We start from the raw sequence: 23,493 nt of genomic DNA, 5'->3' as shown, positions 1-23,493 counted from the left end.
CTGCTCGCTTCGGGTGGCATGGGACGACGGACTCACCGCCTACGACTTCGGGCCGCAGCACCCGATGGCGCCGATCCGGGTCGAGCTGACCATGGCGCTCAGCCGCGAGTTCGGCGTCTTCGACGGTGCCGGGGTCGACTTCCTGGACGTCGAACCGGCCTCCGACGAACTCCTCTCCCTGGTGCACGACCCCGCCTACGTCGAGGCGGTCAAGCGGGCCGGTCGGACCCTGGAGCCCGACGACACCCACATGCTCGGCACCACCGACAACCCCGTGTTCCCGCACATGCACGAGGCCTCCGCGCTGATCGCGGGCGCCTCGGTGGCCGCCGCGAGAGCCGTGTGGACCGGCGAGAGCGCGCACGCCGCCAACATCGCGGGCGGCCTCCACCACGCCATGCACGGCAACGCGTGGGGGTTCTGCGTCTACAACGACCCCGCGCTGGCCATCGCCTGGCTCCTGGAGCAGGGCGCCAAGCGCGTCGCCTACGTCGACGTGGACGTCCACCACGGGGACGGCGTCCAGAACGCCTTCTACGACGACCCCCGGGTCCTCACCATCAGCCTCCACGAGTCACCGGCGACCCTGTTCCCGGGCACCGGACACGCCTCGGAGGTCGGCGGCCCCAACGCCGAGGGCTACGCCGTCAACGTCCCCCTGCCCGCCGGGACCGGGGACACCGGCTGGCACCGCGCCTTCGACGCCGTGGTCCCGCCCCTGCTGCACGAGTTCCAGCCCGAGATCCTGGTGACCCAGCAGGGTTGCGACACCCACGCCCTCGACCCCCTCGCCAACCTCACGCTCAGCGTGGACGGCCAGCGCCGGGCCTACGAGGAGCTCCACAAGCTGGCGCGCAAGACGGCGGGCGGCCGCTGGCTGCTGTTCGGGGGCGGCGGCTACGGTCTCGTCCACGTCGTGCCCCGTGCCTGGACCCACCTCCTCGCGGAGGCGGCGGGATCGCCGATCGACCCGGACCGCGAGACCCCGCAGGGGTGGCGCGACTTCGTGCGCCAGCGCACCGGCGAGCTGGCCCCGCTCTACATGACCGACGGCCGGGGGGTCTCCTTCACCCCCTTCGAGCAGGGTTACGACCCGGGGGACCCCGTCGACCGGGCCATCCACGCGACCCGCACCGCCGTCTTCCCGAGTCACGGGATCGACCCCACCCTCTGACCGGTTTCCTCCGCCCCGCCTCCGGCGCCGCCGACGGGTCACGCCACGGTGAAATCTCCGGGATGGCGGCGTGGCGCGCGTTCAGCGGGTAGGAAGGTGATGAATACCGGGCGAACAGGAGCCGAAGCCGTGGTGGTCGCGCGGCGTGTCACCGGCTCGCCGCGCAGACGAGGAAGGGGAACGCAGGTGACGCCGCCGACACGCGCCGAACTCATCACCTATCTGGTTCGCACGGGGATCGCGGGGCACGTCGACACCCCACGGCAGAACAACCTGCGCCACTACCGGCGGCTCGTGCAGAAGGACCCGTACCACCAGTTCGGGCTGACCTTCTCGCACGACTGGACGTACGCCGAGGTCCTCGCCCTGATGAACAAGCGCTGCGGTGTGGTGGGGGACGCGGAGTACGTGTGGGGGATCGACACGATCGACCCCGACCTCACCATCGACGCGCTGGAGGCCCTCGCGGACCGGCTGGCGCTGGCGGCCACGCGTCAGGAGAGCGTCATGTTCGCCACCGGGCACCCGCGCAACCTGCGGGAGACCTACCAGGCGTGGAAGGACGCGCTCACCGCACACGGGTGCAAGGTCCTCACGGCGGCGGGCGGCTACTCCTACGAGGTGACCACCGAACGGCCTCCGAACCGGCGGATCGTGGTCTGGAGGGAGGACGTGGCCCTCGTGACGGACGGGAACCTGCCGCGGCACAGCCACCACCCCTTCGCGATGCGGGCGATCCTGGCCGAGCTGACGGACCGGGGCGAGCCATGGCCGCAGTTGGTCATCGCGGATCACGGTTTCGCGGGTGCGGCGGGGGAGGCGGGGGTGCCCACGATGGGCTTCGCGGACTGCAACGACCCCGCCCTGTTCCTCGCTGAGCACGAGGGAAAACTCCTGGTCACCGTGCCTCTGGACGACGGATACCTGCCCGAGGACTACGCTCCGCTGCGCGACTACGTGCTCGCCAGAGCGGGCCTTCTTTGAGCGTGGTCGGCCATTTATACCCACCGTTAAACCTCATCTGACCCGTGGTCACCGCACAACCACGAAGACCGCACGAACGACCTTCCGTAGAGGGGAACTCGGCTCTACTCTGAAAACGGACGTGTCAGTAGTGACAGCATGACACGCTGGCGTGTCGGTGGGGCGGGGACTGTTTCGCCGGAGTCCCCCGAGCACCGTGAGGCACGCCAGGGCTGAACGGTAGACAAATGCTCACGTCCGGGAATGAGGGCGTCGGAAGATGAACGGGAGCAAACCGCCTCTCGAAGAGGTCAGGTTCCTGACCGTGGCGGAGGTCGCCACGATCATGCGTGTGTCCAAGATGACCGTTTACCGAATGGTGCACTCGGGAGTTCTCCCCGCGATTCGTGTGGGGCGTTCCTACCGGGTCCCCGAACGAGCCGTGCACGACTACCTCCGCGAGGCTTTCGTCGAGGCTGGCTGACGAACCAGGCCGGACCCGGGGGCGGGGCCCTCTGACCCAGCACCCGATCCGCCGACCACTCAGGGGCGATGTTCCCCAGCATCGCCCCTGACGTGTGCCGTCCCCCGTCTCCGGCGCCGTCCCCACGGCGCCGGTACCGCTCCTCCCACCGGGCGCCGAACCCGCCGAAACCGGGCCGTACCTGGAGGAGGCTCCCTTGTGTCGGGTCGGCCGAGCGGGCCCCAGGGCATCTACTACACTTTGTCGTTGTTGTAGTCCGCCCTGATCACACCCGGTTCGCGAGGTCCCCTCGATGCCCAGTACCAGCACAGGTACGCGACGCCGTCGTGCCGTGCCGTTCCTTTCGGCCGCCGCGATGACGGCCGTCCTCGTCCTGTCCGGCTGCGCCGGTGGCACCGAGATCGAGACGGGGGGTGAGGAGGACCGGTTCATCTCGGGAGACGGCAGCGCGACGGAGTTCGAGGCCGGTGAGCGTGCCGCGGCCCCGGAGGTGACGGGGACGACGTTCGAGGGCGACGAGCTGTCGCTGTCGGAGTACGAGGGCCGGATCCTCGTCGTCAACGTGTGGGCGAGCTGGTGCGGGCCCTGCCGTGCCGAGCAGCCGGTCCTGGACGAGGTGCACGCCGAGTACGGGGATCTGGGTGTGGACTTCCTGGGTGTGAACATCAAGGACGACGAGACGGCGGCGGCGGCCTACACCGAGAACAAGGGCGTGGAGTACCCGAGCCTGTACGACCAGCCGGGGGAGATCCCGCAGGCCTTCCGGGAGACCGTGCCGCCCCGGGCGATCCCGAGCACGCTGGTGATCGACCCCGACGGGAACATCGCCGCGCGGGTGATCGGTCCGACCACGTACGGGCAGCTGACGGGTCTGCTGGATCCGTTGGTCGTGGAGTTCGACCTGGGTGACCCCGAGGAGCGGACCCGGATCTCCGAGCTGGAGGGCTACGGCGAGGGCGCCGACGACTCCGAATCCACAGACGAGGCGGAGCCCACAGGCGACGCCGAGGCCTCCGAGGAAGCGACCGACGAGGCCGCTCCGGCCGGGGACGGCGACTGATGGACGCGATCGGCACCACCGTCATGACCGGCTCCCTCCTCCTGGCCGCACCGCTGGCCCTGGCCGCCGGACTGGTCTCCTTCCTCTCCCCGTGCGTGCTGCCCCTGGTCCCCGGCTACCTGTCGTACGTGTCCGGGATGAGCGGCTCCCACGTGCGGGAACGCCAGGCGGGCGCCCCGGACGCCGCTGGCGGCGACGGCGGGACCGCCACCAGCACGATCGCCGACGTGGACGCCGAGCTGGCCCAGCGCCGTTGGACGATGGTCACCGGCAGCGTCCTGTTCATCGCCGGGTTCAGTCTCGTGTTCATCGCCGTGGGCGGGTTCATCGGCTGGCTCGGTGACCTCCTCATGGACTACACCGATCCGATCACCCGCGTGCTCGGCGCGCTCACGATCCTCCTCGGCCTGGCCTTCATGGGCGTGCTGCCCGGTCTGGGCCGCGAGTTCCGCTTCCACCGCCTGCCCCGCGCCGGACTCGCGGGGGCGCCGCTGCTCGGTGTCCTGTTCGGCCTGGGCTGGACCCCGTGCATCGGCCCGACCCTGGCGGCCGTCCAGACGCTGGCCTTCATCGAGGGCGGCGCCGGTCGCGGCATGCTCCTCTCCCTGGTCTACTGCGTCGGGCTGGGCCTGCCGTTCATCGTGGCGTCGCTGCTCTACCGCCGGGCGCTGAACGCGTTCGGCTGGCTGAAGCGCCACACCCGCACCGTCACCGTGGTCGGCGGTGTCATGCTCGTCCTGGTCGGCCTGGCCATGGTGACGGGTCTGTGGACCCAGATGACCATCGCCATGCAGGGCTGGGCCGCCAACTACCAGACGGTGATCTGACTTGAGTACGCGTACGTCCGAGAACTCCGGGAACGCCGACGCGGGCGCGTCCACGGCGGCCGAGCCGACCGGGACCGGCCCGAAGGGGCTCGGCCTGGCCGGGTGGGGCCGGTGGGTGTGGCGCACGCTCACCTCGATGCGCACGGCGCTGATCCTGCTGTTCATGCTGGCACTGGGCGCGATCCCGGGGTCGATCCTGCCGCAGAACGTGGTGAGCGTGGACGAGGTCGCCACCTACATGCGGGAGAACCCCGAGCTGTCGGTGTGGTTGGACCGCTTCTACCTGTTCGACGTGTTCTCCTCGCCCTGGTACGCGGCGATCTACCTGCTGCTGTTCGTCTCCCTGGCCGGGTGTGTGATCCCGCGCGCCCTGGTCCACGCCAAGGCGGTGCGGGCGCGGCCGGTGGCCACCCCGCGCAACCTGGGGCGGATGCCCTACGTGGCGCGGTTCGGCACCGGGGCCTCGCCCGAGACGGTGCTGGAACAGTCCCGCACTGTCCTGAAGGGGTACCGGGTCGAGCGGTACGGCGACTCGGTCTCCGCCGAGACGGGGTACCTGCGTGAGGCGGGCAACGTCCTGTTCCACTTCTCCCTGCTGGCGCTGCTGCTGGCTCTGGCGGCGGGGTCGTTCTTCGGTTACCGGGGCAACATGCTGCTGGTGGAGGGGGACGGGTTCGCGAACACGCTGCCCTCCTACGACGCCATCTACCCCGGGCACTGGACCGACACCGACGCCTTCGAGCCGTTCACGATCCACCTGGACAGCTTCGAGGCGTCCTTCATCGACGACGGGGACCTGCGGGGTCAGGCCGAGTCCTACGTGGCGGAGCTGAGCTACAAGGAGTCGCCCGAGTCGGAGGAGCAGCAGCACACCCTGGAGGTCAACCACCCGTTGAGCGTGGACGGGGTGCAGGTGTACCTGCTGGGCCACGGGTACGCGCCGCAGTTCGAGGTGCGCAACGCCGACGGCGACCTGGTCTTCGACCAGGCGGTGCCGTTCCTGCACCGCGAGACCATGACCTACACCTCGGACGGTGTCGTGAAGGTGCCCGACACCGGTGGAGAGGAGCTGGGTTTCGTCGGGGTGTTCCTGCCCACGGCGGCCGAGGACCCCGAAGGCGAGCTGGTCTCCACCTTCCCCGGGGCGGAGAACCCGATGGTGACCCTGGAGGCCTACCAGGGCGACATGGGGATGGTGGATCCGCAGTCGGTCTACCAGCTCCGGACCGAGGGGATGGAGTCCCTGGGCGAGTCACCCGTCATGGCGGTGGGCGACACCTGGGAGCTGCCCGACGAGGCCGGTTCGATCACCTTCACCGGATACAAGGAGTACGCCACGCTCCAGAGCAACCGGGACGGCGCCCGCCTTCCCGCTCTGGGTGCGGCCACGGCGGCCGTGGCGGGTCTGCTGCTGACCCTGTTCGTTCGCCCCCGCCGGGTGTGGGTGCGCGCGACCAGGGGCGAGGACGGCACCACCCGCGTGGAGCTGGCCGGGCTCGGCAAGACCGAGGTCGCCGGTGACAACGCCGAGTTCCACGAGATCACCAAACGACTTGCCGGACGGCTCAGGAGCGAGTCCGACGACAACCCCCACACGACATCCGACCCGCGAGAGTCGACGACAAGAGGGAGTGACCGGTGACGTACACACTCGCCGGACCGGTGGACGAGACGATGGCGTCGGCCAGTGACACGTTGATCATCGCGATGATCGTGACGTACGCTGCCGCGCTGTTCCTCTTCGCCATCGAGGCCGCCTACGGACGACGCACCAGGCTCAGGGCGGGACGCCTCATGCCCGTGGGCGCGGGCTCCGTCGAGGGCGCCGACGACGACATCGAGGTCAGCGTCCGCACGGACGAGGGTGAGGCCCAGGCCTCCCAGAGCGTGCTCGGCCGGATCGCGCTGGGCGTGACGGCGCTGGGCTTCGTGCTCGGCGCCGTCCAGATCGTGACCCGGGGGCTGGCGGCGGGACGCTGGCCCTGGGGCAACATGTTCGAGTTCGTGGTGGCGATGTGCCTGGTGGCCGTGGGCGCGCTGCTCTACGCCTCCTGGCGGTACCAGGCCCGCTTCCTCGGCGCGTTCGTGCTGGTCCCCGTCCTGCTCCTGCTGGGCATCGGGGTGCGGTGGCTGTACGTGGATCCGGGCCCGCTCATCCCGGCCCTCCAGTCCTACTGGGTGCCGATCCACGTCTCCGCGGTCATCATCGCGGGTGGGGCGTTCATGGTGTCCGGCGCGGCGGGCATCACCTACCTGGTGGCCCACCGGGCCGAGGCCAGGCGGGCACTCGGGGAGAAGGTGGTCGGGATCGCCGGGCGCCTGCCCAGTCCGGAGCTGCTCGACCGCATCTCGCACCGGTTCATCCTCTTCGCGTTCCCGCTGTGGACCTTCGGCGTCATCGCCGGTTCCGTGTGGGCCGACGAGGCCTGGGGCCGGTTCTGGGGGTGGGACCCCAAGGAGGTGTGGTCCTTCATCTCCTGGGTGATCTACGCGGCCTACCTGCACGCCCGTGCGACCGGCGGCTGGCGCGGACCCAAGGCGACCTGGATCAACGTGATCGGCTTCCTGACCGTCATGTTCAACTTCTTCGCCGTGAACTACATGTTCAGCGGGCTCCACTCCTACGCCTGACCCGGTCCGGGCGCGCCCCGGACGAAAGACGAAGGTGGGGCCGTACCCGTCCGGGTACGGCCCCACCTTCTCGTGTTCCGGGTGCCGCGGCTGCCGCGTGCGGTGGAGCGTGTGCCAGCGCCTGCGGAGACTCAGTCCTCCGGGTCGATTCGACGGTTGAGGTCCCTGAGGAACTCCGGATCGTCGTCCGGGCCGAGTGGGTGCGGGCTGTCCGAGGGCTTGGCGAAGTCTGACGGGTCAAGGTCGTCCACGGACCTGGCGGCCTCCTTGGGGGAGGACGCGTCGCCCAGGACGGTGACGGGCTTGGGCGGACGACCGAGGAAGAGCCACAGGATGGATCCCACGGGCATGAACAGCGCGATGACGACCAACCACAGGACCTTCGGGAGGTTGCGGACCTCCTGGGCAGGGGTGGTCAACGCGTCGAAGAACGCGTACACCCATAGAACGATCGACACGAGCGTGATCAGGCCACCGAGCCACACCATGGTTCCAGCCTACTCATGCTGTCGACCCCTCCCGGCCGGGGACACCGGCCCGGGTTGGGGGAAGACCGCTCGGGTCGTCGGGTCCGGGACCGTCGGGGGTGTGCCGGACGTCTTCAGGTGGTGCTCTCGCTCGGTTCCCCGAGCAGGAGGGCGCGTACCTCGGACTCCCGGAAACGGCGGTGGCCGCCGGGGGTCCGAATGCTGCTGATGCGCCCGGAGGCGGCCCAGCGAGTCACGGTCTTGGGATCAACCCGGAAGAGTGAGGCCACTTCCCCGGGGGTCAACAGGCGTTCGCTTGCTCGTTCCACCTTCACATTCCCCCAATCGTGCCCGCCTGGACTGAGGGGGCGGCGGGCGTTTGATCCCCTAGTGTGCACGAGTTGGTCCGTTTCCTCCCTAGTTTTCGGAGAAATTGCGGTGTTCGGGGGAGAAGCGGGGGATATGTGATCGGAACGTGATGTTCTGACCCGGCTGTCGGGATTGGAAACATCCCATGACTATCTGAATCCAGTGCTGACCGCCGTTCGGCCTGCGACGGGACACACCCCGCCCTGGTGCGCACCGGCGAAGGCACCCCCTTAACCTGGAGGTAAGGCTGCCTGATCCGGGACACCTCCCCTTCGACCGCGGTCGCCTGACCCGGCCGTCCGCGCACGTGATGCGCGTGGATGGGTGCGCTGCCCAATCTAGTGCAGGTAAACGTCTGTTGTGAGGCTTTTTGATGCGTAGCTGGCTGACCTATACCGCCGCCCGTCTGGCGCTGTTCGCGGGCGCCTTCGGCGTCGTCTACCTGTTCGGTGCGCGCTCCTGGATCGCGTTGGTTCTCGCGTGGGTGATCAGCGGTCTCGCCTCCTACGTTCTCCTTTCCAAGTGGCGCGACCAGATGTCGGCGTCGGTCGACGAGTGGTCGCGGAAGCGCCAGGAACAGGACAAGGCCGTGGGGGACCGCCTTCAGGGCGGCGCCGCCCGCGAGGACGAGATCCAGGACGAGCTCCTGCGCGCCCAGGAGGCGGAGGACACCCGGAAGTGACCGACGGGGCGGTGCTCCGAACGTTCGGACACCACCCCGCCGGGTGCTTCTCGTCAGGCGCTCACCCGCCGCCGGGCCTCACGCGGTCGGGAACATCCCCAACCGCGCGTGGTACTCGCCCGCCAGGCGGTCGGTGTCGCTGCCGACGTAGAGGCCGTCGGAGGTCGCGTGCAGCGCCTCCACGCCGTAACCGCGGGAACGGCCCGGGTTCCAGGACAGGGCCCGGCCCGTGGTGGGGTCCACCGCGGCGATGCCCTCGCGGGCGACCGCACCCGGCCCCGGGTTCTGGGAGCCCTTCTCGTTGTCCATCCAGCGCTGATGGCCGCCCACGTAGACGGCGGACGAGGTGACCTCGACCGAGTACAGGGTGTCCCCGCCGGTCATGTTGGACCAGGTGGCTTCGGAGCCCGCCGTGTCGGTGTTCTCGAACCGGGCCACGGCCTTGCACAGACCGGGCTTCACCTCGGGCCCGCCCCCCGTCGCCACGGCGAAGTAGGAGCCGTCCGGCGCGAAGTCCATCTGCCGCATGTAGGTGTGGATGCTCTCGTAGTCGCACTCCGCCTCGTAGGCCGAGGTCGACCAGTTGGTGGGCGCGCCCGTCGACGTGTCGATCATGGCGATCTGGTACCGGTCCAGGCCGTCGACCTTGGTGAACGTCCCGTTGATGGCGAGCCTGCGGCCGTCCGGGCTCAGGGCCAGCTCCTGCACGCGCAGGACGCCCCGGCGCTGCTCGGAGATGGTCGGGGTGAAGTCCGTGTCCACCGCGCCGGTCGCGGCGTCGAGCCGGGCCAGCCCGGTGCGCTTCTCCCCGCCCACACCGGTGAAGTTCCCGCCGACGTAGAGCCGGCCCCCGTGACCGGCGAGCCGGTACACGCTCCCGTCGTCCAGCGCCGTGCCGAACGCGGAGACGGCCCGGCCGGTCCTGGCGTCGACGCGGGCGAGCCCCCGGCTGGGCGAGCCGTCGACGCTCTGGAACTGGCCGCCGATGATCAGTGACCCGTTCGGGCCCTCGGCCACGGAGTTGACGGTGCCGTCCACCCGAGGGGTGAAGCCGGTCAGGAGCTCACCGCTGCCGTGCCGGAAGGCGAACAGGTTGCGCCGGTTGTGCGTCTTGCCCCCGTCGGCGTCGGACACGCGCTCGAACTGCCCGGCCACCACGACGGTGTCACCGATCCGGAGGATGTCCTTGACGGTTCCGTCCAGGACGTGCGGGGTCCACTGGACGGGCTGTTCGCTGACCACGCCCTCGTGGGGTGCCGCGAGGGCGGGCGCGGCGGTCGCGACCCCCAGGGGGAGCAGGAGCAGGGAGCTCATCGTCAGGGCGACGAACGATCGGGCCGGTTTCACGGGACTCCTCGGGCGCGCGAAGGGTGGTTTCGGTCCCCTCATCATTGCACGGAGTGGGGGTTTGATTACGTCAAGTAATCGCCCGCTCGCCTGGTCAGTACCGTCGCGGGCTCCCTTCCCACCCGGTCCGCTCCGCTGTCCGGCCACCCTTAGGCTGGTGCCATGACCCGCGCGAAGCTCGACAAGAAGCCCCAGGACGTCGCCGCGATGTTCGACGGCATCGCAGAGAACTACGACCTCGTCAACGACGTCATCTCGCTCGGCCAGGACCGCGTCTGGCGACGCGCCGTGGTCGACGCGGTCGACGCCCACAGCGGCGAACTGGTGCTGGACCTCGCCGCGGGTACCGGGACCTCCTCGGAGTCCTTCATCAAGAAGGGCGCCCGCGTGATCGCCTGCGACTTCTCGCTGGGCATGCTCCAGAACGGCGCCCGGCGCCGGGGCGGCGCCTCGCGCGGCGGGGTGACCTTCGTGGCCGGGGACGCGCTCTCGCTGCCCTTCGCCGACGAGACCTTCGACGCGGTGACGATCTCCTTCGGACTCCGCAACGTCGCGGACGTGGACCAGGCGCTGCGGGAGCTGCGCCGGGTGACCAGGGTCGGCGGGCGGCTGGTCATCTGCGAGTTCAGCCACATCCCGGTCGAGTTCGTGGACAGGCTGTACTCCACCTACCTGATGGCGGCGCTGCCGAAGATCGCCGGAGCCTTCTCCGGACGCAGCGAGGCCTACGACTACCTGTCGGAGTCGATCATGGCCTGGCCCGACCAGGCCGAGCTGTCGACGTACCTCCAGGGCGCCGGGTGGTCGCGGGTCGCGTGGCGCAACCTGACGCTGGGCACGGTGGCCCTGCACCGTGGTTTCCGAGAGAAGTAAAAACAGACATAGCGCCCATACGGCGAAAGTCTTCTCTTCTAACTAAAAAGCACGCAAACCCCAAGGAAAGATCTGTTCCTTGGGGTTTTTTCTGTTACCCATGGGTCACTTGTTGTGGATCAGGTATCGCTAGCTGCGTATTTGACTGTTTGTGGCTGCTTTGGTGGGTGTGTGGAGGCTTGTGGGTCCTATATCCGATTTTCCGAAGAATGCCCCCCGGGGGTCGCCTCCTGGCTCGCGAGGGTCTAGACTGCGGAAAAGTGGCTTGTGAAGTGCTTCACAAGGCCACGAGGCTTATGACACAAGACCCATGTCGGACATGTCGGAAGTCCCCCAACGTCCCATAGCACCCCCCGTGAGCGGGTCGAACCCGCACTGACCCGCCACGGTGTACCGCGCGAGTAGTCGAGGACACATCCGTGAGCGAGACAGCCACCTCCTCTCCCAGAGGCCGGGAACGGATCGAGTACGACGCCGACGTCATCGTCGTCGGCGCTGGCCCTTCTGGCTCCACCACCGCCTACTACCTGGCCCAGGCCGGGCTTGACGTCCTGCTCCTGGAGAAGACCGCCTTCCCCAGGGAGAAGGTCTGCGGCGACGGACTCACCCCGAGGGCGGTGAAACAGCTCACCGCCATGGGGATCACCTTCGAGGACGAGGGGTGGATCAGGAACCACGGCCTGCGCATCGTCGGCGCGGGCGTGCGCCTCGAACTGCCCTGGCCCGACCTCGCCGCGTACCCGGGTTTCGGCCTTGTGCGCACGCGCTTCGACTTTGACCAGATCCTGGTCAACCGGGCGGTCTCCGCCGGGGCCAAGCTCCTGGAGCGCACCAACGTCACCGGCCCCCTCATGGACGAGCGCAGCAACCGCATCGTCGGGGTCCACGCCAAGAACGCCGACCGCGAACCCGTGACCTTCCGGGCCCCGCTGGTCGTGGCCGCCGACGGCAACTCGTCGCGGCTCTCCGTCGCCATGGGCATCCGCAAGCGCGACGACCGGCCGCTCGGCGTGGCCGTGCGCACCTACTTCGAGAGCCCCCGCCACGAGGACGACTACCTGGAGTCGTGGCTGGAGCTGTGGGACCGCAGCGGAGACAAGGACGTCCTCCTGCCCGGGTACGGGTGGGTGTTCGGTGTCGGTGACGGCACCAGCAACGTCGGCCTCGGCATCCTCAACTCCACCACCGCCTTCCAGGACGTGGACTACCGCAAGCTCCTGCGCCGGTGGACCGAGTCCATGCCCGAGGAGTGGGGCTTCACCGAGGAGAACCAGAAGGGCAAGATCCTCGGCGCGGCGCTGCCGATGGGCTTCAACCGGGTCCCGCACTACGCGCGCGGCCTGCTGCTGGTCGGTGACGCGGGCGGCATGGTCAACCCCTTCAACGGTGAGGGCATCGCCTACGCCATGGAGGCCGGGCAGATCGCCGCCGACGTGATCGTGCAGGCGCACGGCCGTCCCACCCAGCAGACGCGCGAGCGCGCCCTGCTGCGGTACCCGGAGGTCCTCGCGGACACCTACGGCGGCTACTACACGCTGGGCCGCTACTTCGTGAAGGTCATCGGCCAGCCCGAGTTCATGAAGTACGCGACCAAGTACGGGCTGCGTCAGCGCACGCTCATGAAGTTCGTGCTGAAGATGCTCGCCAACCTCACCGAACCGAGCAAGGGCGACGCCATGGACCGGGTCATCAACGGCCTGTCCAAGATGGCGCCCGCCGCCTAGAGGGCGACGGCGGGATCGTACGGCCGGACCGCCGGTGTTCCGCGGTCCGGCCCCACCACACAGACATTTCGGGAAGAGCCGAGAGAAGCACGTGAAAACGTTCACAAGTCAGCCGGTCGCGCGCTCCGACCAGCCATTCAGTGGAGGAGGGTGAGCCGTGGAGCTGTACACACCGATATTCGTGCTCGGTGGGATCGGCGCCGCGTTCGTCGTCCTGTCGATGGTCGCCGGTGCGGTCATGGGACCCAAGCGGTACAACCGGGCCAAGATGCAGGCGTACGAGTGCGGGATCGAACCCACCCCGCAGCCCGCGGGCGGTGGCCGTTTCACCGTCAAGTACTACATGACGGCGATGATGTTCATCGTCTTCGACATCGAGATCATCTTCCTCATCCCGTGGGCCGTGCACTTCGACGCCCTCGGCTGGTTCGGCGTCATCGCGATCATCCTCTTCCTGGTGAACGTCTCCATCGCCTACGCCTACGAGTGGCGCCGCGGAGGCCTCGAATGGGACTGATCCCCCTGACCCCACACACCCCCGACCAGACCCAGCCGCCCACCCCCGAGGAGGTCCGCAGCTGATGGGTATCGAAGAGAAACTGCCGGCCGGAGTCGCGCTCACCACGGTCGAACAGGTCGTCGGCCTGGCCCGCAAGTCGTCCATGTGGCCCGCCACGTTCGGCCTGGCCTGCTGCGCCATCGAGATGATGGCGGTCGGCGGACCCCACTACGACCTCGCCCGGTTCGGCATGGAGAAGTTCGGCGCCACCCCGCGCCAGGCCGACCTCATGGTCGTGGCCGGGCGGGTCAGCCAGAAGATGGCCCCGGTCCTGCGCCAGATCTACGACCAGATGCCCGAGCCCAAGTGGGTCATCGCGATGGGCGTCTGCGCCTCCAGCGGCGGCATGTTCAACAACTACGCGATCGTCCAGGGCGTGGACCACATCGTCCCGGTCGACATCTACCTGCCGGGCTGCCCGCCCAGGCCGGAGATGTTCCTGGACGCCGTGCTCAAGCTCCACGACAAGGTGCAGAACACCAAGCTCGGTGCCCACCGCGAGCAGGAGATCGCCGAGACCGAGGAGCGCCTGCTCCGCCGTTCGCTGCCCCTGGTGACCAAGGACTGACATGAGCAACGAGAACGAGCGCGACGAGGCGGCGGAGAACCTCCCCGACCAGCTCGGGCGCGAGCGCTTGGCCGCACCGGTCAGGCGCACCGGCATGTTCGGCGCCCGGACCTCCGGCGACACCTCCGGTTTCGGCGGTCTACAGGTACGGGGGAGCGCTCCCGTCCAGAGCCAGCGCCCCTTCACCGACCCCGACGACCCGCGCACCGCCGACTTCGACCGGGTCGCGGACGACCTGGAGACGGCCCTCACGGCGATCGGCCGTGAGGCCGAGGTCGAGCGCGTGGAGGTCGACCGGGGCGAGATCACCTTCCACGTGCGCCGCGAGGCCCTGCTGGAACTGGTCCGCGTCCTGCGCGACGACCCCGCGCTCCGCTACGAGCTGTGCACGGGCGTGGTCGGGGTCCACTACCTGGAGGACATCGGACGCGAGCTGCACGCGGTCTACCACTTCCGGTCGATCACCCACAACAGCGAGATCCGCGTCGAGACCACCTGCCCCGACTCCGACCCCCGCGTCCCCTCGATCGTGTCGGCCTACCCGACCAACGACTGGCACGAGCGCGAGGCCTGGGACTTCTTCGGGATCGTCTTCGACGGGCACCCGGCGCTGACCCGCATCCAGATGCCCGACGACTGGCACGGCCACCCCCAGCGCAAGGACTACCCGCTGGGCGGCATCCCGGTCGAGTACCGGGGCGCCACGGTGCCCCCGCCGGACGAGCGGCGGTCCTACACGTGATCCGCGCGGCCACCACACCAGCCACACGAAGGCCCCTCCGGAAGGGAGGCACGGCATGACCGTCACCGAGGACTACATCGACGCCTCCGGTGGGGACTGGGACGACGTCATCGAGAAGGCCCAGGGCACCAGCGCCGAACGCCTGGTCGTCAACATGGGCCCCCAGCACCCGTCCACCCACGGCGTGCTCCGCCTGATCCTCACCCTCGACGGCGAGACCTGTACCGAGGCCCGCGTGGCCATCGGCTACCTGCACACCGGCATCGAGAAGAACATGGAGTACCGGACGTGGACGCAGGGCACCACGTTCGTGACCCGCATGGACTACCTCACGCCGCTCTTCAACGAGACGGCGTACTGCCTGGCGGTCGAGAAGCTGCTCGACATCACTGACCGGGTGCCCGAGCGCGCCAGCGTCATCCGCGTGCTGCTCATGGAGCTCAACCGGATGGCCTCGCACTTCGTGGCCATGGCGACGTTCGGCATGGAGCTGGGCGCCACCACGGTGATGACCAACGGCTTCCGCGAGCGCGAGATGATCCTGGACATCTTCGAGCTCGTCACGGGCCTGAGGATGAACCACGCCTACGTCCGGCCCGGCGGGGTGGCGCAGGACCTGCCGCCCGGAGCCGTGGGCAAGGTCCGGGAGCTCCTCAAGGAGATGCCCAAGCGCATCCAGACCATGCGCAAGCTCCTGGACGAGAACCCCGTCTACCTGGCACGGACCAAGGACGTCGCGTACCTGAACCTGCCCGGCTGCATGGCGCTCGGCGTCACCGGCCCGCTGGTGCGCGCCTCCGGCCTGGCCTGGGACCTGCGCAAGGCCAAGCCGTACTGCGGCTACGAGGACTACGAGTTCGACGTCCCGGTCTCCGACGGCGGCGACGTGTACGCCCGCTACCGGGTGCGCATCGCCGAGATGGAGGAGAGCCTCAAGATCGTCGAGCAGTGCCTGGACAAGCTCCAGCCCGGCCCGGTGATGATCGAGGACGCCAAGATCGGCTGGCCCGCGAAGCTGGCGCTCGGCCCGGACGGCATGGGCAACTCCCCGGACCACATCGCGCACATCATGACCGGCTCGATGGAGGCGCTGATCCACCACTTCAAGCTGGTCACCGAGGGCTTCCGGGTCCCCGCGGGCCAGACCTACGCGGCGGTGGAGAGCGCCAAGGGCGAGCTCGGCTGCTACGCGGTCAGCGACGGGGGCACCCGCCCCTACCGCGTGCACTTCCGCGACCCCTCGTTCACCCACCTCCAGGCCGTCGCCGCCATGTGCGAGGGCGGGACGGTGGCGGACGTCATCGCGGCCGTGGCCAGTATCGACCCGGTGATGGGAGGCGTGGACCGGTGAGCGAGTCCAACGAGAACAACCCCGTGGAGACCCCCGAGGTCTTCACCGACGAGGTCGTGGCGCGCCTGGAACAGGACGCCAAGGAGATCGTCAGCCGCTACCCGAAGCCGCGTTCGGCGCTGCTCCCCCTACTGCACCTGGTGCAGGCCGAGGAGGGGCACGTCAGCGCGGAGGGCATGCGGTTCTGCGCCGACCAGCTCGGCATCACGCTGGCCGAGGTCAAGGCGGTCGCCACGTTCTACACCATGTACCGCCGCGAACCCGGCGGCGACTACCAGGTGGGCGTGTGCACCAACACCCTGTGCGCGGTGATGGGCGGCGACGAGATCTTCTCCGCCCTCAAGGAGCACCTGGACGTGGCCAACGCGGAGACCACCGGCGACGGGAAGGTCACGCTGGAGCACGTCGAGTGCAACGCGGCCTGCGACTTCGCGCCGGTCGTGATGGTCAACTGGGAGTTCTTCGACAACCAGACCCCGGCCACCGCCAAGCAGCTGGTGGACGACCTGCGCCTCGGCCGGGACGTCGCCCCCACGCGCGGCCCCGCCAGCCTGTGCACCTGGAAGCAGGCCTCGCGCGTGCTGGCCGGGTTCGACGACGGCCGCGCGGGCGAGGGCGTCCAGGCGGCCGGTCCCTCGCTGGCCGGGCTCCGGATCGCGGACCGCCACGGCTGGACCGCGCCGGACCCGAACAACCTCCCCGTCCGTCCCGACCAGGGTGAGGAGGGCGCCAAGTGACCACCCTGACCCCGATCCTGTCCAGGAACTGGGACCGCCCCGACTCCTTCACGATCGACGGCTACCGGGCCACCGGCGGCTACGAGGCGCTGCGGAAGTCGCTCACCATGGAGCCCGACTCCATCGTGGACCTGGTCAAGCAGTCCGGCCTGCGCGGCCGCGGCGGCGCCGGCTTCCCCACCGGGATGAAGTGGGGGTTCCTGCCCAAGGACAACCCCAACCCGCGCTACCTCGTCGTCAACGCCGACGAGTCCGAGCCGGGTACCTGCAAGGACATCCCGCTCATGCTCGCCAACCCCCACGTGCTGGTGGAGGGGGTGGCGATCGCCTCGTACGCGATCAGGTCCCAGCAGGCCTTCATCTACGTGCGCGGCGAGGTCGTCCACGTGATCCGCCGCCTGCGCCAGGCGGTGGCCGACGCCTACGAGGCCGGACTGCTCGGCAAGGACATCCTCGGCAGCGGCTTCGACCTCGACGTCGTCGTGCACGCCGGGGCGGGCGCCTACATCTGCGGTGAGGAGACCGCCCTCCTGGACTCCCTGGAGGGCTACCGGGGCCAGCCCCGCCTCAAGCCGCCGTTCCCCGCCGTGGCCGGGCTCTACGCCTCGCCCACCGTGGTGAACAACGTCGAGTCCATCGCCAGCGTCCCCGGGATCGTCGCCAACGGCGCCGAGTGGTTCACGTCCATGGGCACCGAGAAGTCCGCCGGGTTCGGCTTCTTCTCCCTGTCCGGGCACGTCACCAACCCCGGCCAGTACGAGGCGCCGCTCGGGATCACCCTGCGCGAGCTCCTGGACATGGCGGGCGGGATCCGCGAGGGGCACCGGCTCAAGTTCTGGACCCCGGGCGGCTCCTCCACGCCCATCTTCACCGAGGAGCACCTGGACACCCCGCTCGACTTCGAGTCGGTGGGCGCCGCCGGGTCCATGCTCGGCACCCGCGCCCTCCAGATCTTCGACGAGACCACCTGCGTGGTCCGCGCCGTCGGCCGCTGGATCGCCTTCTACGCCCACGAGTCCTGCGGCAAGTGCACGCCCTGCCGCGAGGGCAACTTCTGGATGGTCCAGGTCCTGGACCGCCTGGAGCGCGGCGAGGGCACCGAGGCCGACATCGACAAGCTCCTCCAGATCTGCGACAACCTGCTCGGCCGCTCCTTCTGCGCGCTGGGCGACGGTGCCACCAGCCCCGTCATGTCGTCGATCAAGCACTTCCGCCAGGAGTACGTCGACCACTTCGAGAAGGGCGGCTGCCCCTTCGACCACTCCAGGTCCACCCTCTGGGCGGACCGGCCGACCACGGAAGAGGGAGGGAACCGGTGACCGTCACCTCCAACACCTCGGGCGGGTCCTCGCCCGCCCCGCCCCCGGAGGACCTGATCACCGTCACCATCGACGGTTTCCAGATCCGCGTCCCCAAGGGCACCCTGCTGATCCGGGCCGCCGAGCTGCTCGGCATCCAGATCCCCCGGTTCTGCGACCACCCGCTGCTCGACCCGGTGGGGGCCTGCCGCCAGTGCCTGGTGGAGATCCCCGACATGGGCAACGGGCGCGGGATGCCCAAACCGCAGGCCTCCTGCACCATCACCGTCATGGAGGGGATGGTGGTCAACACCCACCTCACCTCCGAGGTGGCGGAGAGGGCGCAGCGCGGGATCATGGAGTTCCTCCTGATCAACCACCCGCTGGACTGCCCGGTCTGTGACAAGGGCGGCGAGTGCCCCCTCCAGAACCAGGCCATGTCCACGGGCCAGGGGGAGACCGAGTTCGTCGACGTCAAGCGGACCTTCCCCAAGCCGATCGCGCTCTCGACCGGGGTGCTGCTGGACCGCGAACGCTGCATCCAGTGCGCCCGCTGCACCCGCTTCGCGGCGCAGATCGCGGGCGACCCGCTCATCGAGCTGATGGAGCGCGGCGCCCAGGAGCAGGTCGGTGTCGCGGAGGGGGAGGCGTTCGACTCCTACTTCTCCGGCAACACCGTGCAGATCTGCCCGGTGGGCGCGCTCACCGGATCGGCCTACCGGTTCCGGTCGCGCCCCTTCGACCTGGTCTCCACCCCGAGCGTGTGCGAGCACTGCGCGGGCGGCTGCGCCCAGCGCACCGACCACCGCCGGGGCAAGGTCACCCGCCGTCTGGCCGGGGACGACCCGCAGGTCAACGAGGAGTGGAACTGCGACAAGGGCCGGTGGGCGTTCACCTACGCCACCCGGTCCGACCGCCTCTCCCGCCCCCTGGTCCGCGACGACGAGTCCCAGGCCCTGGAGTTCGCCTCCTGGCCCGAGGCGACCAGCCTCGCCGCCCAGAGGCTCAGCGCGGCTCGGGGGAAGGTGGGTGTGCTGGTCGGCGGACGCCTGACCTACGAGGACGCCTACGCCTACGCCAAGTTCGCCCGCGTGGCACTGGGCACCAACGACGTGGACGCCCGTGCCCGCGAGCACTCCGCCGAGGAGGCCGACTTCCTCGCCGCCCACGTGGCGGGGACCCCGGTGGGCGTGGACTTCACCGCCCTGGAGAAGGCGCCCGCCGTCCTGCTGGCCGGGTTCGAGCCCGAGGACGAGTCGCCCTCCACCTTCCTGCGCCTGCGCAAGGGATCGCGCAAGCGGGGCCTGAAGGTCTACTCGATCGCCTCGCACGCCAGCCTGGGCCTCACCAAGACCTCGGGCACCCTGGTCCGGACCGTCCCCGGCGACGAGGCACGCGCCCTCAACGCCCTGGACACCGAACACCCCGAGGTGGTCGAGGCGATCGGCCGGGAGGGCGCCGTCATCCTGGCCGGGGAGCGGCTCGCCGCCGTCCCCGGAGCCCTCACCGCCGTCGCCGCGCTGGCCGAGCGCACCGGAGCCCGGCTGGCCTGGGTTCCGCGCCGCGCCGGTGAGCGGGGCGCGATCGACGCCGGGGCCCTGCCGGGCCTGCTGCCCGGGGGGCGCCCCGTCTCCGACGACTCGGCCCGCGCCGAGGTGGCCCGCGTCTGGAACGTCGGCTCGCTGCCGGACACCCCCGGCCGCGACACCGACGCGATCATCGCGGCGGCCGCCGCCGGTGAGCTGGACGCCCTGGTGGTCGCCGGGGTCGAGCTGGACGACCTGCCCGACCCGGACGCCGCCCGCGAGGCCCTGGCGAGGGTGCCGTTCGTGGTCAGCCTCGAACTGCGCGCCAGCGACGTCACGGACCGCGCCCACGTGGTGCTGCCGGTGGCCGCCGTCGCGGAGAAGTCCGGCACCTTCGTCAACTGGGAGGGCCGCCACCGGCCCTTCGGTGACGCGCTCAAGGTGCCCGGAGCCCTCTCCGACCTGCGGGCGCTGTCCGCGATCGCCAACGCGATGGACGTCCACCTGGGCCTGCCGGACGCCGCCAGCGCCTACGACGAGCTCCTGGAGCTGGGCGTGTGGGTGGGGGACCGGCCCGCCGGGCCCTCCGCCCGACCGGCCGAGCCCGTCTCACCCGCCCCGGGTCAGGCCCTGCTGTCCACGTGGCGGCAGCTCCTGGGGACCGGCCGGATGGAGGACGGCGAGCCCTACCTCGCCGGAACCGCCCGCCAGCCGCGCGCCTACCTGTCCAAGGCCACGGCCGACGAGGTCGGGGTCCCCGATGGCGGTTCGCTCCGCGTCACGGGGGAGCGGGGTTCGGTGACCGTCCCCGTGGTCGTCACCGACATCGCGGACCGGGTCGTCTGGCTCCCGGCCAACGCCCACGGCTGCGACATCCGCCGTGACCTGGGCGGCACCGCCGGGCAGACGGTCATCCTGGCCGCGCCCACCACCAACGGGAGGCAGCAGTGACCCCCGCCGCTCTCGATCCGCGCGCGGCCGTACTGGCCTCGGAGAGCACCCTGAGCGCCTTCGGGAACGACCCGTGGTGGATCACCACCATCAAGGCGCTCGCGATCTTCGTCTTCCTGATGATCTGCGTGCTCATGATGATCATGGCCGACCGCAAGGTCATGGGCCGGATGCAGCAGCGCCACGGACCCAACCGGATGGGCCCCTTCGGCCTCCTCCAGTCCCTGTTCGACGGCATCAAGCTCTCCCTCAAGGAGGACCTGATCCCGCGCGGGGTGGACCGGTTCGTGTACATCGCGGCACCGATGATCGCGGCCGTGCCCGCGTTCATCGCCTTCTCGGTCATCCCGATCGGGCCCGAGGTGAACATGTTCGGGGTCATGACCCCGCTCCAGCTCACCGACCTGCCGATCGCCGCGCTGCTGGTCCTGGCCACCGCCGCGCTCGGCGTCTACGGGTTCGTGCTCGGCGGCTGGGCCTCCCAGTCGCCGTACGCCCTGCTCGGCGGCCTGCGCGCCTCCGCGCAGGTGATCAGCTACGAGATCGCGATGGGCCTGTCCTTCGTCGCGGTCTTCATCATGGCGGGCACGCTCACCACCTCCGGCATCGTCGCTGCCCAGGAGAACCTGTGGTTCGCGGTGCTGCTCCTGCCCTCCTTCCTCATCTACATCGTCACGATGGTCGGTGAGACCAACCGTCTCCCGTTCGACCTGGCGGAGGGCGAGGGCGAGATCGTCGGCGGCTTCATGACCGAGTACGGGTCCATGAAGTTCACGATGTTCTTCCTCGCGGAGTACGTGAACATGTGCACCGTCGCGGCCGTGTCCGTGACGCTCTTCCTCGGCGGTTGGTACGCCCCGCCCGGGGTCACCGCGATCCTCCCGGGAGCCAACGAGGGCTGGTGGCCCGCCCTGTGGTGGCTGCTCAAGTTCGTCGCCGTCATGTTCCTGTTCATCTGGGCCCGCGGCAGCCTCCCGCGCGTCCGGTACGACCAGCTCATGAAGCTCGGCTGGAAGGTCCTCATCCCGATCCAGCTCGTGTGGATCACCGGTGTGGCCGTCGTCCGCATGCTCGTCCTCGACGGCGCGCACCCGATGGTCATCGCCGCCGTGGTCGCGGGCTTCACCGTCGCCACCGTCGCGGCCATCGCCGCCTGGGTCCGCTTCGTGCGCCGCGAGCGCGCGGAGGAGGCCCGCCAGCGCGCCGAGAACGCGCGCCGCGCCCACAAGGAACCCTCCTTCGGCGGGTTCCCGGTGCCCCCGAGCACCGCCGCCCACTACGGCAGCAGCGTGCTCGCCGAACCGTCGCGGACGGCCACGGCCGCCACCGCCGAACGCAACCAGAAGAAGGGGGAGGTTACCGGTGCTTGAGTGGCTCAACCCCGTCAAGGGTTTCGGTGTCACCTTCCACACGATGTTCAAGAAGGTGCCCACCGTCGAGTACCCGGAGGTCAAGCGCCCCACGGCGCCGCGCTTCCACGGACGGCACCAGCTGAACCGGTGGGCCGACGGCCTGGAGAAGTGCATCGGGTGCGAACTCTGCGCCTGGGCCTGCCCGGCCGACGCCATCTACGTGGAGGCGGGAGACAACACCGAGGACGACCGGTACTCGCCCGGTGAGCGGTACGGGCGCGTCTACCAGATCAACTACCTGCGGTGCATCCTGTGCGGTCTGTGCGTCGAGGCCTGCCCGACCCGGGCCCTCACCATGACCAACGAGTACGAGCTGGCCGACGACAACAGGCAGAGCCTGATCTGGACCAAGGAGCAGCTGCTCGCCCCGCTGCGCGAGGGCATGGAGCAGCCGCCCCACCCGATGCGCCTCGGCGACAGCGACCTCGACTACTACGCCACCGGGCGCGGTGAGCACGGGACCCAGGACCGGCCGGAGAACACGGGGGCGGTCCGTTGAACCCGCTCACCCCCGACTCCCCCGCGCAGCACCTCGCCGCGTCGGCGCCCATCGGCTCCGGTGAGGCCGCGGTCTTCTGGGTCCTGGGCACGGTCGTCGTGCTCGGGGCCCTGGGCGTGGTCTTCTCCCGCAAGGCCGTGCACTCGGCCATGTCGATGGCGCTGGCCATGGTCGGCCTGGCGATCTTCTACGGCATCAACGAGGCGCCGTTCCTGATGGTCGTCCAGATCGTCGTCTACACCGGCGCCGTGCTGATGCTGTTCCTGTTCGTCCTGATGCTCGTGGGCGTCAGCTCCGCCGACTCCCTCGTGGAGACCCTGCGCGGACAGCGGCTCATGACCGCGATCGTGGCGATCTGCTTCGTCGGCGCCCTGACCACCGGGATCACCCGGATCGCCGTGGGCGACCCGGCCGGGATCGCGGCCGCCGCCACCCCGGTCGGCGGCACCATCCCGTGGATCGCCAGCGAACTCCTGCTGCGCTACGTGGTGGCCTTCGAGGCCACCGCCGCGCTGCTCGTGACCTCGGTGCTCGGCGCCATGGTGCTCGCGCACACCGCCCGCACGGGCAGGCGCCGCACCCAGCGCGAGATCTCCGAGGACCGCATCAGGGGCGACCACCCCACCCCGCTGCCCGGACCCGGCACCTACGCCCGGCACAACGCGATCGACATGCCCGCGCTGCTGCCCGACGGCACGGTCTCGAAGCTCTCGCTCAACCCGGTCCTGGCCGCCCGCGACCCCGAGCACCGGTCGGGCGTCCCGATGGACGTCCAGACCGGGCGGGCCGCGCTCCCCGGCGGGGCGTCGGACTCGGCCGACTCCAAGGAGAGCGGGATCACCGCCGACCAGGGGGACGGACCCGCCGAGCACGGTGAGGACGGCCCGGCCGCCACCACCGACGGCGAAGAGAACGGCAACGGCAACGGACAGGAGGTCGAGTCCTCGTGGACCCGATGAACTACATCGTCCTCGCGGCGCTTCTGTTCACCATCGGCGCGGTCGGCGTCCTCGTCCGACGCAACGCGATCATCGTCTTCATGTGCGTGGAGCTCATGCTCAACGCCTGCAACCTGGCGTTCGTCGCGTTCGCCCGGATGCACGGGGACATCGAGGGGCAGGTCGTCGCCTTCTTCGTGATGGTCGTGGCCGCCGCCGAGGTGGTCGTGGGCCTCGCGATCATCATGCAGATCTTCCGAACCCGCAGGTCGGCGTCGCTCGATGACGCGAACCTGCTCAAGCACTAGAAG

Annotated in this window: 24 protein-coding genes; 21 read left to right on the top strand and 3 right to left on the bottom strand. The window is 69.8% G+C overall.

Features of this window, described 5'->3' with window-relative positions; translation table 11 throughout:
- Positions 1-13 precede the first annotated feature (13 nt).
- The 7 genes from AC0VYM_RS26175 to ccsB all read left to right on the top strand — a co-directional run bounded on the left by AC0VYM_RS26175 (position 14) and on the right by ccsB (position 7,139).
- Entirely contained in the window at positions 14-1,174 is a 1,161-nt protein-coding gene (locus AC0VYM_RS26175) for an acetoin utilization protein AcuC (RefSeq protein ID WP_475456481.1), read from the top strand.
- Between the two features lie 186 nt (positions 1,175-1,360).
- Complete coding sequence (locus AC0VYM_RS26170) at positions 1,361-2,158, top strand: phosphatase (protein ID WP_475456479.1); 798 nt, start codon at positions 1,361-1,363, stop codon at positions 2,156-2,158.
- A 259-nt stretch (positions 2,159-2,417) separates the two neighbouring features.
- Complete coding sequence (locus AC0VYM_RS26165) at positions 2,418-2,621, top strand: helix-turn-helix domain-containing protein (RefSeq protein WP_013155995.1); 204 nt, start codon at positions 2,418-2,420, stop codon at positions 2,619-2,621.
- Positions 2,622-2,913: 292 nt separating this feature from the next.
- Positions 2,914-3,681, top strand: a complete 768-nt coding sequence (locus tag AC0VYM_RS26160; protein WP_475456478.1) for a TlpA family protein disulfide reductase — start codon at positions 2,914-2,916, stop codon at positions 3,679-3,681.
- Entirely contained in the window at positions 3,681-4,508 is an 828-nt protein-coding gene (locus AC0VYM_RS26155) for a cytochrome c biogenesis CcdA family protein (protein ID WP_475456476.1), read from the top strand. Before AC0VYM_RS26160 ends, AC0VYM_RS26155 begins: the two co-directional genes overlap by 1 nt.
- Before the next feature lies 1 nt (position 4,509).
- Positions 4,510-6,150, top strand: coding sequence for a cytochrome c biogenesis protein ResB (resB, locus tag AC0VYM_RS26150; protein ID WP_475456474.1), 1,641 nt, complete (start codon positions 4,510-4,512; stop codon positions 6,148-6,150).
- Positions 6,147-7,139: a c-type cytochrome biogenesis protein CcsB gene (gene ccsB / locus AC0VYM_RS26145; RefSeq protein WP_475456472.1), complete on the top strand. Its 993-nt coding sequence runs from the start codon at positions 6,147-6,149 to the stop codon at positions 7,137-7,139. Before resB ends, ccsB begins: the two co-directional genes overlap by 4 nt.
- Before the next feature lie 131 nt (positions 7,140-7,270).
- Here the strand turns inward: ccsB and AC0VYM_RS26140 are convergent, their stop codons facing one another.
- Together AC0VYM_RS26140 and AC0VYM_RS26135 are read right to left on the bottom strand one after the other, a co-directional pair.
- Positions 7,271-7,627 (bottom strand): PLD nuclease N-terminal domain-containing protein, encoded by a 357-nt coding sequence (locus AC0VYM_RS26140; protein ID WP_475456470.1) that lies wholly within the window; start codon positions 7,625-7,627, stop codon positions 7,271-7,273.
- A gap of 113 nt (positions 7,628-7,740) precedes the next feature.
- Positions 7,741-7,941 (bottom strand): BldC family transcriptional regulator, encoded by a 201-nt coding sequence (locus AC0VYM_RS26135; protein WP_026116196.1) that lies wholly within the window; start codon positions 7,939-7,941, stop codon positions 7,741-7,743.
- Between the two features lie 407 nt (positions 7,942-8,348).
- Here AC0VYM_RS26135 and AC0VYM_RS26130 point away from each other — a divergent pair, with 407 nt between their 5' ends.
- Positions 8,349-8,657 carry a DUF4229 domain-containing protein gene (locus AC0VYM_RS26130; protein WP_475456467.1) on the top strand — a complete coding sequence of 103 codons (309 nt, stop codon included), beginning with the start codon at positions 8,349-8,351 and terminating at the stop codon, positions 8,655-8,657.
- A 78-nt stretch (positions 8,658-8,735) separates the two neighbouring features.
- Here the strand turns inward: AC0VYM_RS26130 and AC0VYM_RS26125 are convergent, their stop codons facing one another.
- Positions 8,736-10,004, bottom strand: a complete 1,269-nt coding sequence (locus AC0VYM_RS26125; RefSeq protein ID WP_475456465.1) for a delta-60 repeat domain-containing protein — start codon at positions 10,002-10,004, stop codon at positions 8,736-8,738.
- A gap of 162 nt (positions 10,005-10,166) precedes the next feature.
- On the opposite strand from AC0VYM_RS26125, the gene AC0VYM_RS26120 reads away from it, so the two are divergent.
- The 13 genes from AC0VYM_RS26120 (at position 10,167) to nuoK (ending at position 23,490) form a co-directional block, all read left to right on the top strand.
- A complete protein-coding gene (locus tag AC0VYM_RS26120; protein WP_475456464.1) occupies positions 10,167-10,877 on the top strand; it encodes a demethylmenaquinone methyltransferase in 711 nt (236 codons plus the stop codon).
- Positions 10,878-11,296: 419 nt separating this feature from the next.
- The gene (locus AC0VYM_RS26115; protein WP_378738690.1) at positions 11,297-12,601 is read left to right on the top strand and encodes a geranylgeranyl reductase family protein; all 1,305 of its coding nucleotides are present in this window, start codon (positions 11,297-11,299) and stop codon (positions 12,599-12,601) included.
- 157 nt (positions 12,602-12,758) lie between these two features.
- Complete coding sequence (locus AC0VYM_RS26110) at positions 12,759-13,118, top strand: NADH-quinone oxidoreductase subunit A (RefSeq protein ID WP_017543079.1); 360 nt, start codon at positions 12,759-12,761, stop codon at positions 13,116-13,118.
- A 64-nt stretch (positions 13,119-13,182) separates the two neighbouring features.
- Positions 13,183-13,728 (top strand): NuoB/complex I 20 kDa subunit family protein, encoded by a 546-nt coding sequence (locus tag AC0VYM_RS26105; protein ID WP_475456461.1) that lies wholly within the window; start codon positions 13,183-13,185, stop codon positions 13,726-13,728.
- 1 nt (position 13,729) lies between these two features.
- A complete protein-coding gene (locus tag AC0VYM_RS26100) occupies positions 13,730-14,470 on the top strand; it encodes an NADH-quinone oxidoreductase subunit C (RefSeq protein WP_475456459.1) in 741 nt (246 codons plus the stop codon).
- A 55-nt stretch (positions 14,471-14,525) separates the two neighbouring features.
- Entirely contained in the window at positions 14,526-15,821 is a 1,296-nt protein-coding gene (locus AC0VYM_RS26095; protein ID WP_475456458.1) for an NADH-quinone oxidoreductase subunit D, read from the top strand.
- Positions 15,818-16,558, top strand: coding sequence for an NADH-quinone oxidoreductase subunit NuoE (gene nuoE, locus AC0VYM_RS26090; protein WP_475456457.1), 741 nt, complete (start codon positions 15,818-15,820; stop codon positions 16,556-16,558). Before AC0VYM_RS26095 ends, nuoE begins: the two co-directional genes overlap by 4 nt.
- The gene (gene nuoF, locus AC0VYM_RS26085) at positions 16,555-17,877 is read left to right on the top strand and encodes an NADH-quinone oxidoreductase subunit NuoF (RefSeq protein WP_475456455.1); all 1,323 of its coding nucleotides are present in this window, start codon (positions 16,555-16,557) and stop codon (positions 17,875-17,877) included. The genes nuoE and nuoF overlap by 4 nt, the downstream gene beginning before the upstream one ends.
- A complete protein-coding gene (locus AC0VYM_RS26080) occupies positions 17,874-20,333 on the top strand; it encodes an NADH-quinone oxidoreductase subunit G (RefSeq protein WP_475456453.1) in 2,460 nt (819 codons plus the stop codon). Before nuoF ends, AC0VYM_RS26080 begins: the two co-directional genes overlap by 4 nt.
- On the top strand, positions 20,330-21,703 hold the full coding sequence (gene nuoH / locus AC0VYM_RS26075; RefSeq protein ID WP_475456451.1) for an NADH-quinone oxidoreductase subunit NuoH: 1,374 nt from the start codon (positions 20,330-20,332) through the stop codon (positions 21,701-21,703). The genes AC0VYM_RS26080 and nuoH overlap by 4 nt, the downstream gene beginning before the upstream one ends.
- Positions 21,696-22,244 (top strand): NADH-quinone oxidoreductase subunit NuoI, encoded by a 549-nt coding sequence (gene nuoI, locus AC0VYM_RS26070; RefSeq protein ID WP_475456449.1) that lies wholly within the window; start codon positions 21,696-21,698, stop codon positions 22,242-22,244. The genes nuoH and nuoI overlap by 8 nt, the downstream gene beginning before the upstream one ends.
- Positions 22,241-23,203 carry an NADH-quinone oxidoreductase subunit J gene (locus AC0VYM_RS26065; RefSeq protein ID WP_475456447.1) on the top strand — a complete coding sequence of 321 codons (963 nt, stop codon included), beginning with the start codon at positions 22,241-22,243 and terminating at the stop codon, positions 23,201-23,203. The genes nuoI and AC0VYM_RS26065 overlap by 4 nt, the downstream gene beginning before the upstream one ends.
- A complete protein-coding gene (gene nuoK, locus AC0VYM_RS26060; protein WP_017543069.1) occupies positions 23,191-23,490 on the top strand; it encodes an NADH-quinone oxidoreductase subunit NuoK in 300 nt (99 codons plus the stop codon). Before AC0VYM_RS26065 ends, nuoK begins: the two co-directional genes overlap by 13 nt.
- Positions 23,491-23,493: the final 3 nt, after the last annotated feature.

It is taken from the genome of Nocardiopsis sp. iso_237 (assembly GCF_056173345.1).
Note: the sequence above shows the minus strand (reverse complement) of the source record. Positions and strands in the feature narration are given on the sequence as shown.

Coding starts and splice junctions, on each gene's coding strand:
- AC0VYM_RS26165 (WP_013155995.1), top strand. CDS start 2,418: ATGAACGGGAGCAAACCGCCTCTCGAAGAGGTCAGGTTCCTGACCGTG.
- AC0VYM_RS26160 (WP_475456478.1), top strand. CDS start 2,914: ATGCCCAGTACCAGCACAGGTACGCGACGCCGTCGTGCCGTGCCGTTC.
- AC0VYM_RS26155 (WP_475456476.1), top strand. CDS start 3,681: ATGGACGCGATCGGCACCACCGTCATGACCGGCTCCCTCCTCCTGGCC.
- AC0VYM_RS26140 (WP_475456470.1), bottom strand. CDS start 7,627: ATGGTGTGGCTCGGTGGCCTGATCACGCTCGTGTCGATCGTTCTATGG.
- AC0VYM_RS26130 (WP_475456467.1), top strand. CDS start 8,349: ATGCGTAGCTGGCTGACCTATACCGCCGCCCGTCTGGCGCTGTTCGCG.
- AC0VYM_RS26120 (WP_475456464.1), top strand. CDS start 10,167: ATGACCCGCGCGAAGCTCGACAAGAAGCCCCAGGACGTCGCCGCGATG.
- AC0VYM_RS26105 (WP_475456461.1), top strand. CDS start 13,183: ATGGGTATCGAAGAGAAACTGCCGGCCGGAGTCGCGCTCACCACGGTC.
- AC0VYM_RS26100 (WP_475456459.1), top strand. CDS start 13,730: ATGAGCAACGAGAACGAGCGCGACGAGGCGGCGGAGAACCTCCCCGAC.
- AC0VYM_RS26095 (WP_475456458.1), top strand. CDS start 14,526: ATGACCGTCACCGAGGACTACATCGACGCCTCCGGTGGGGACTGGGAC.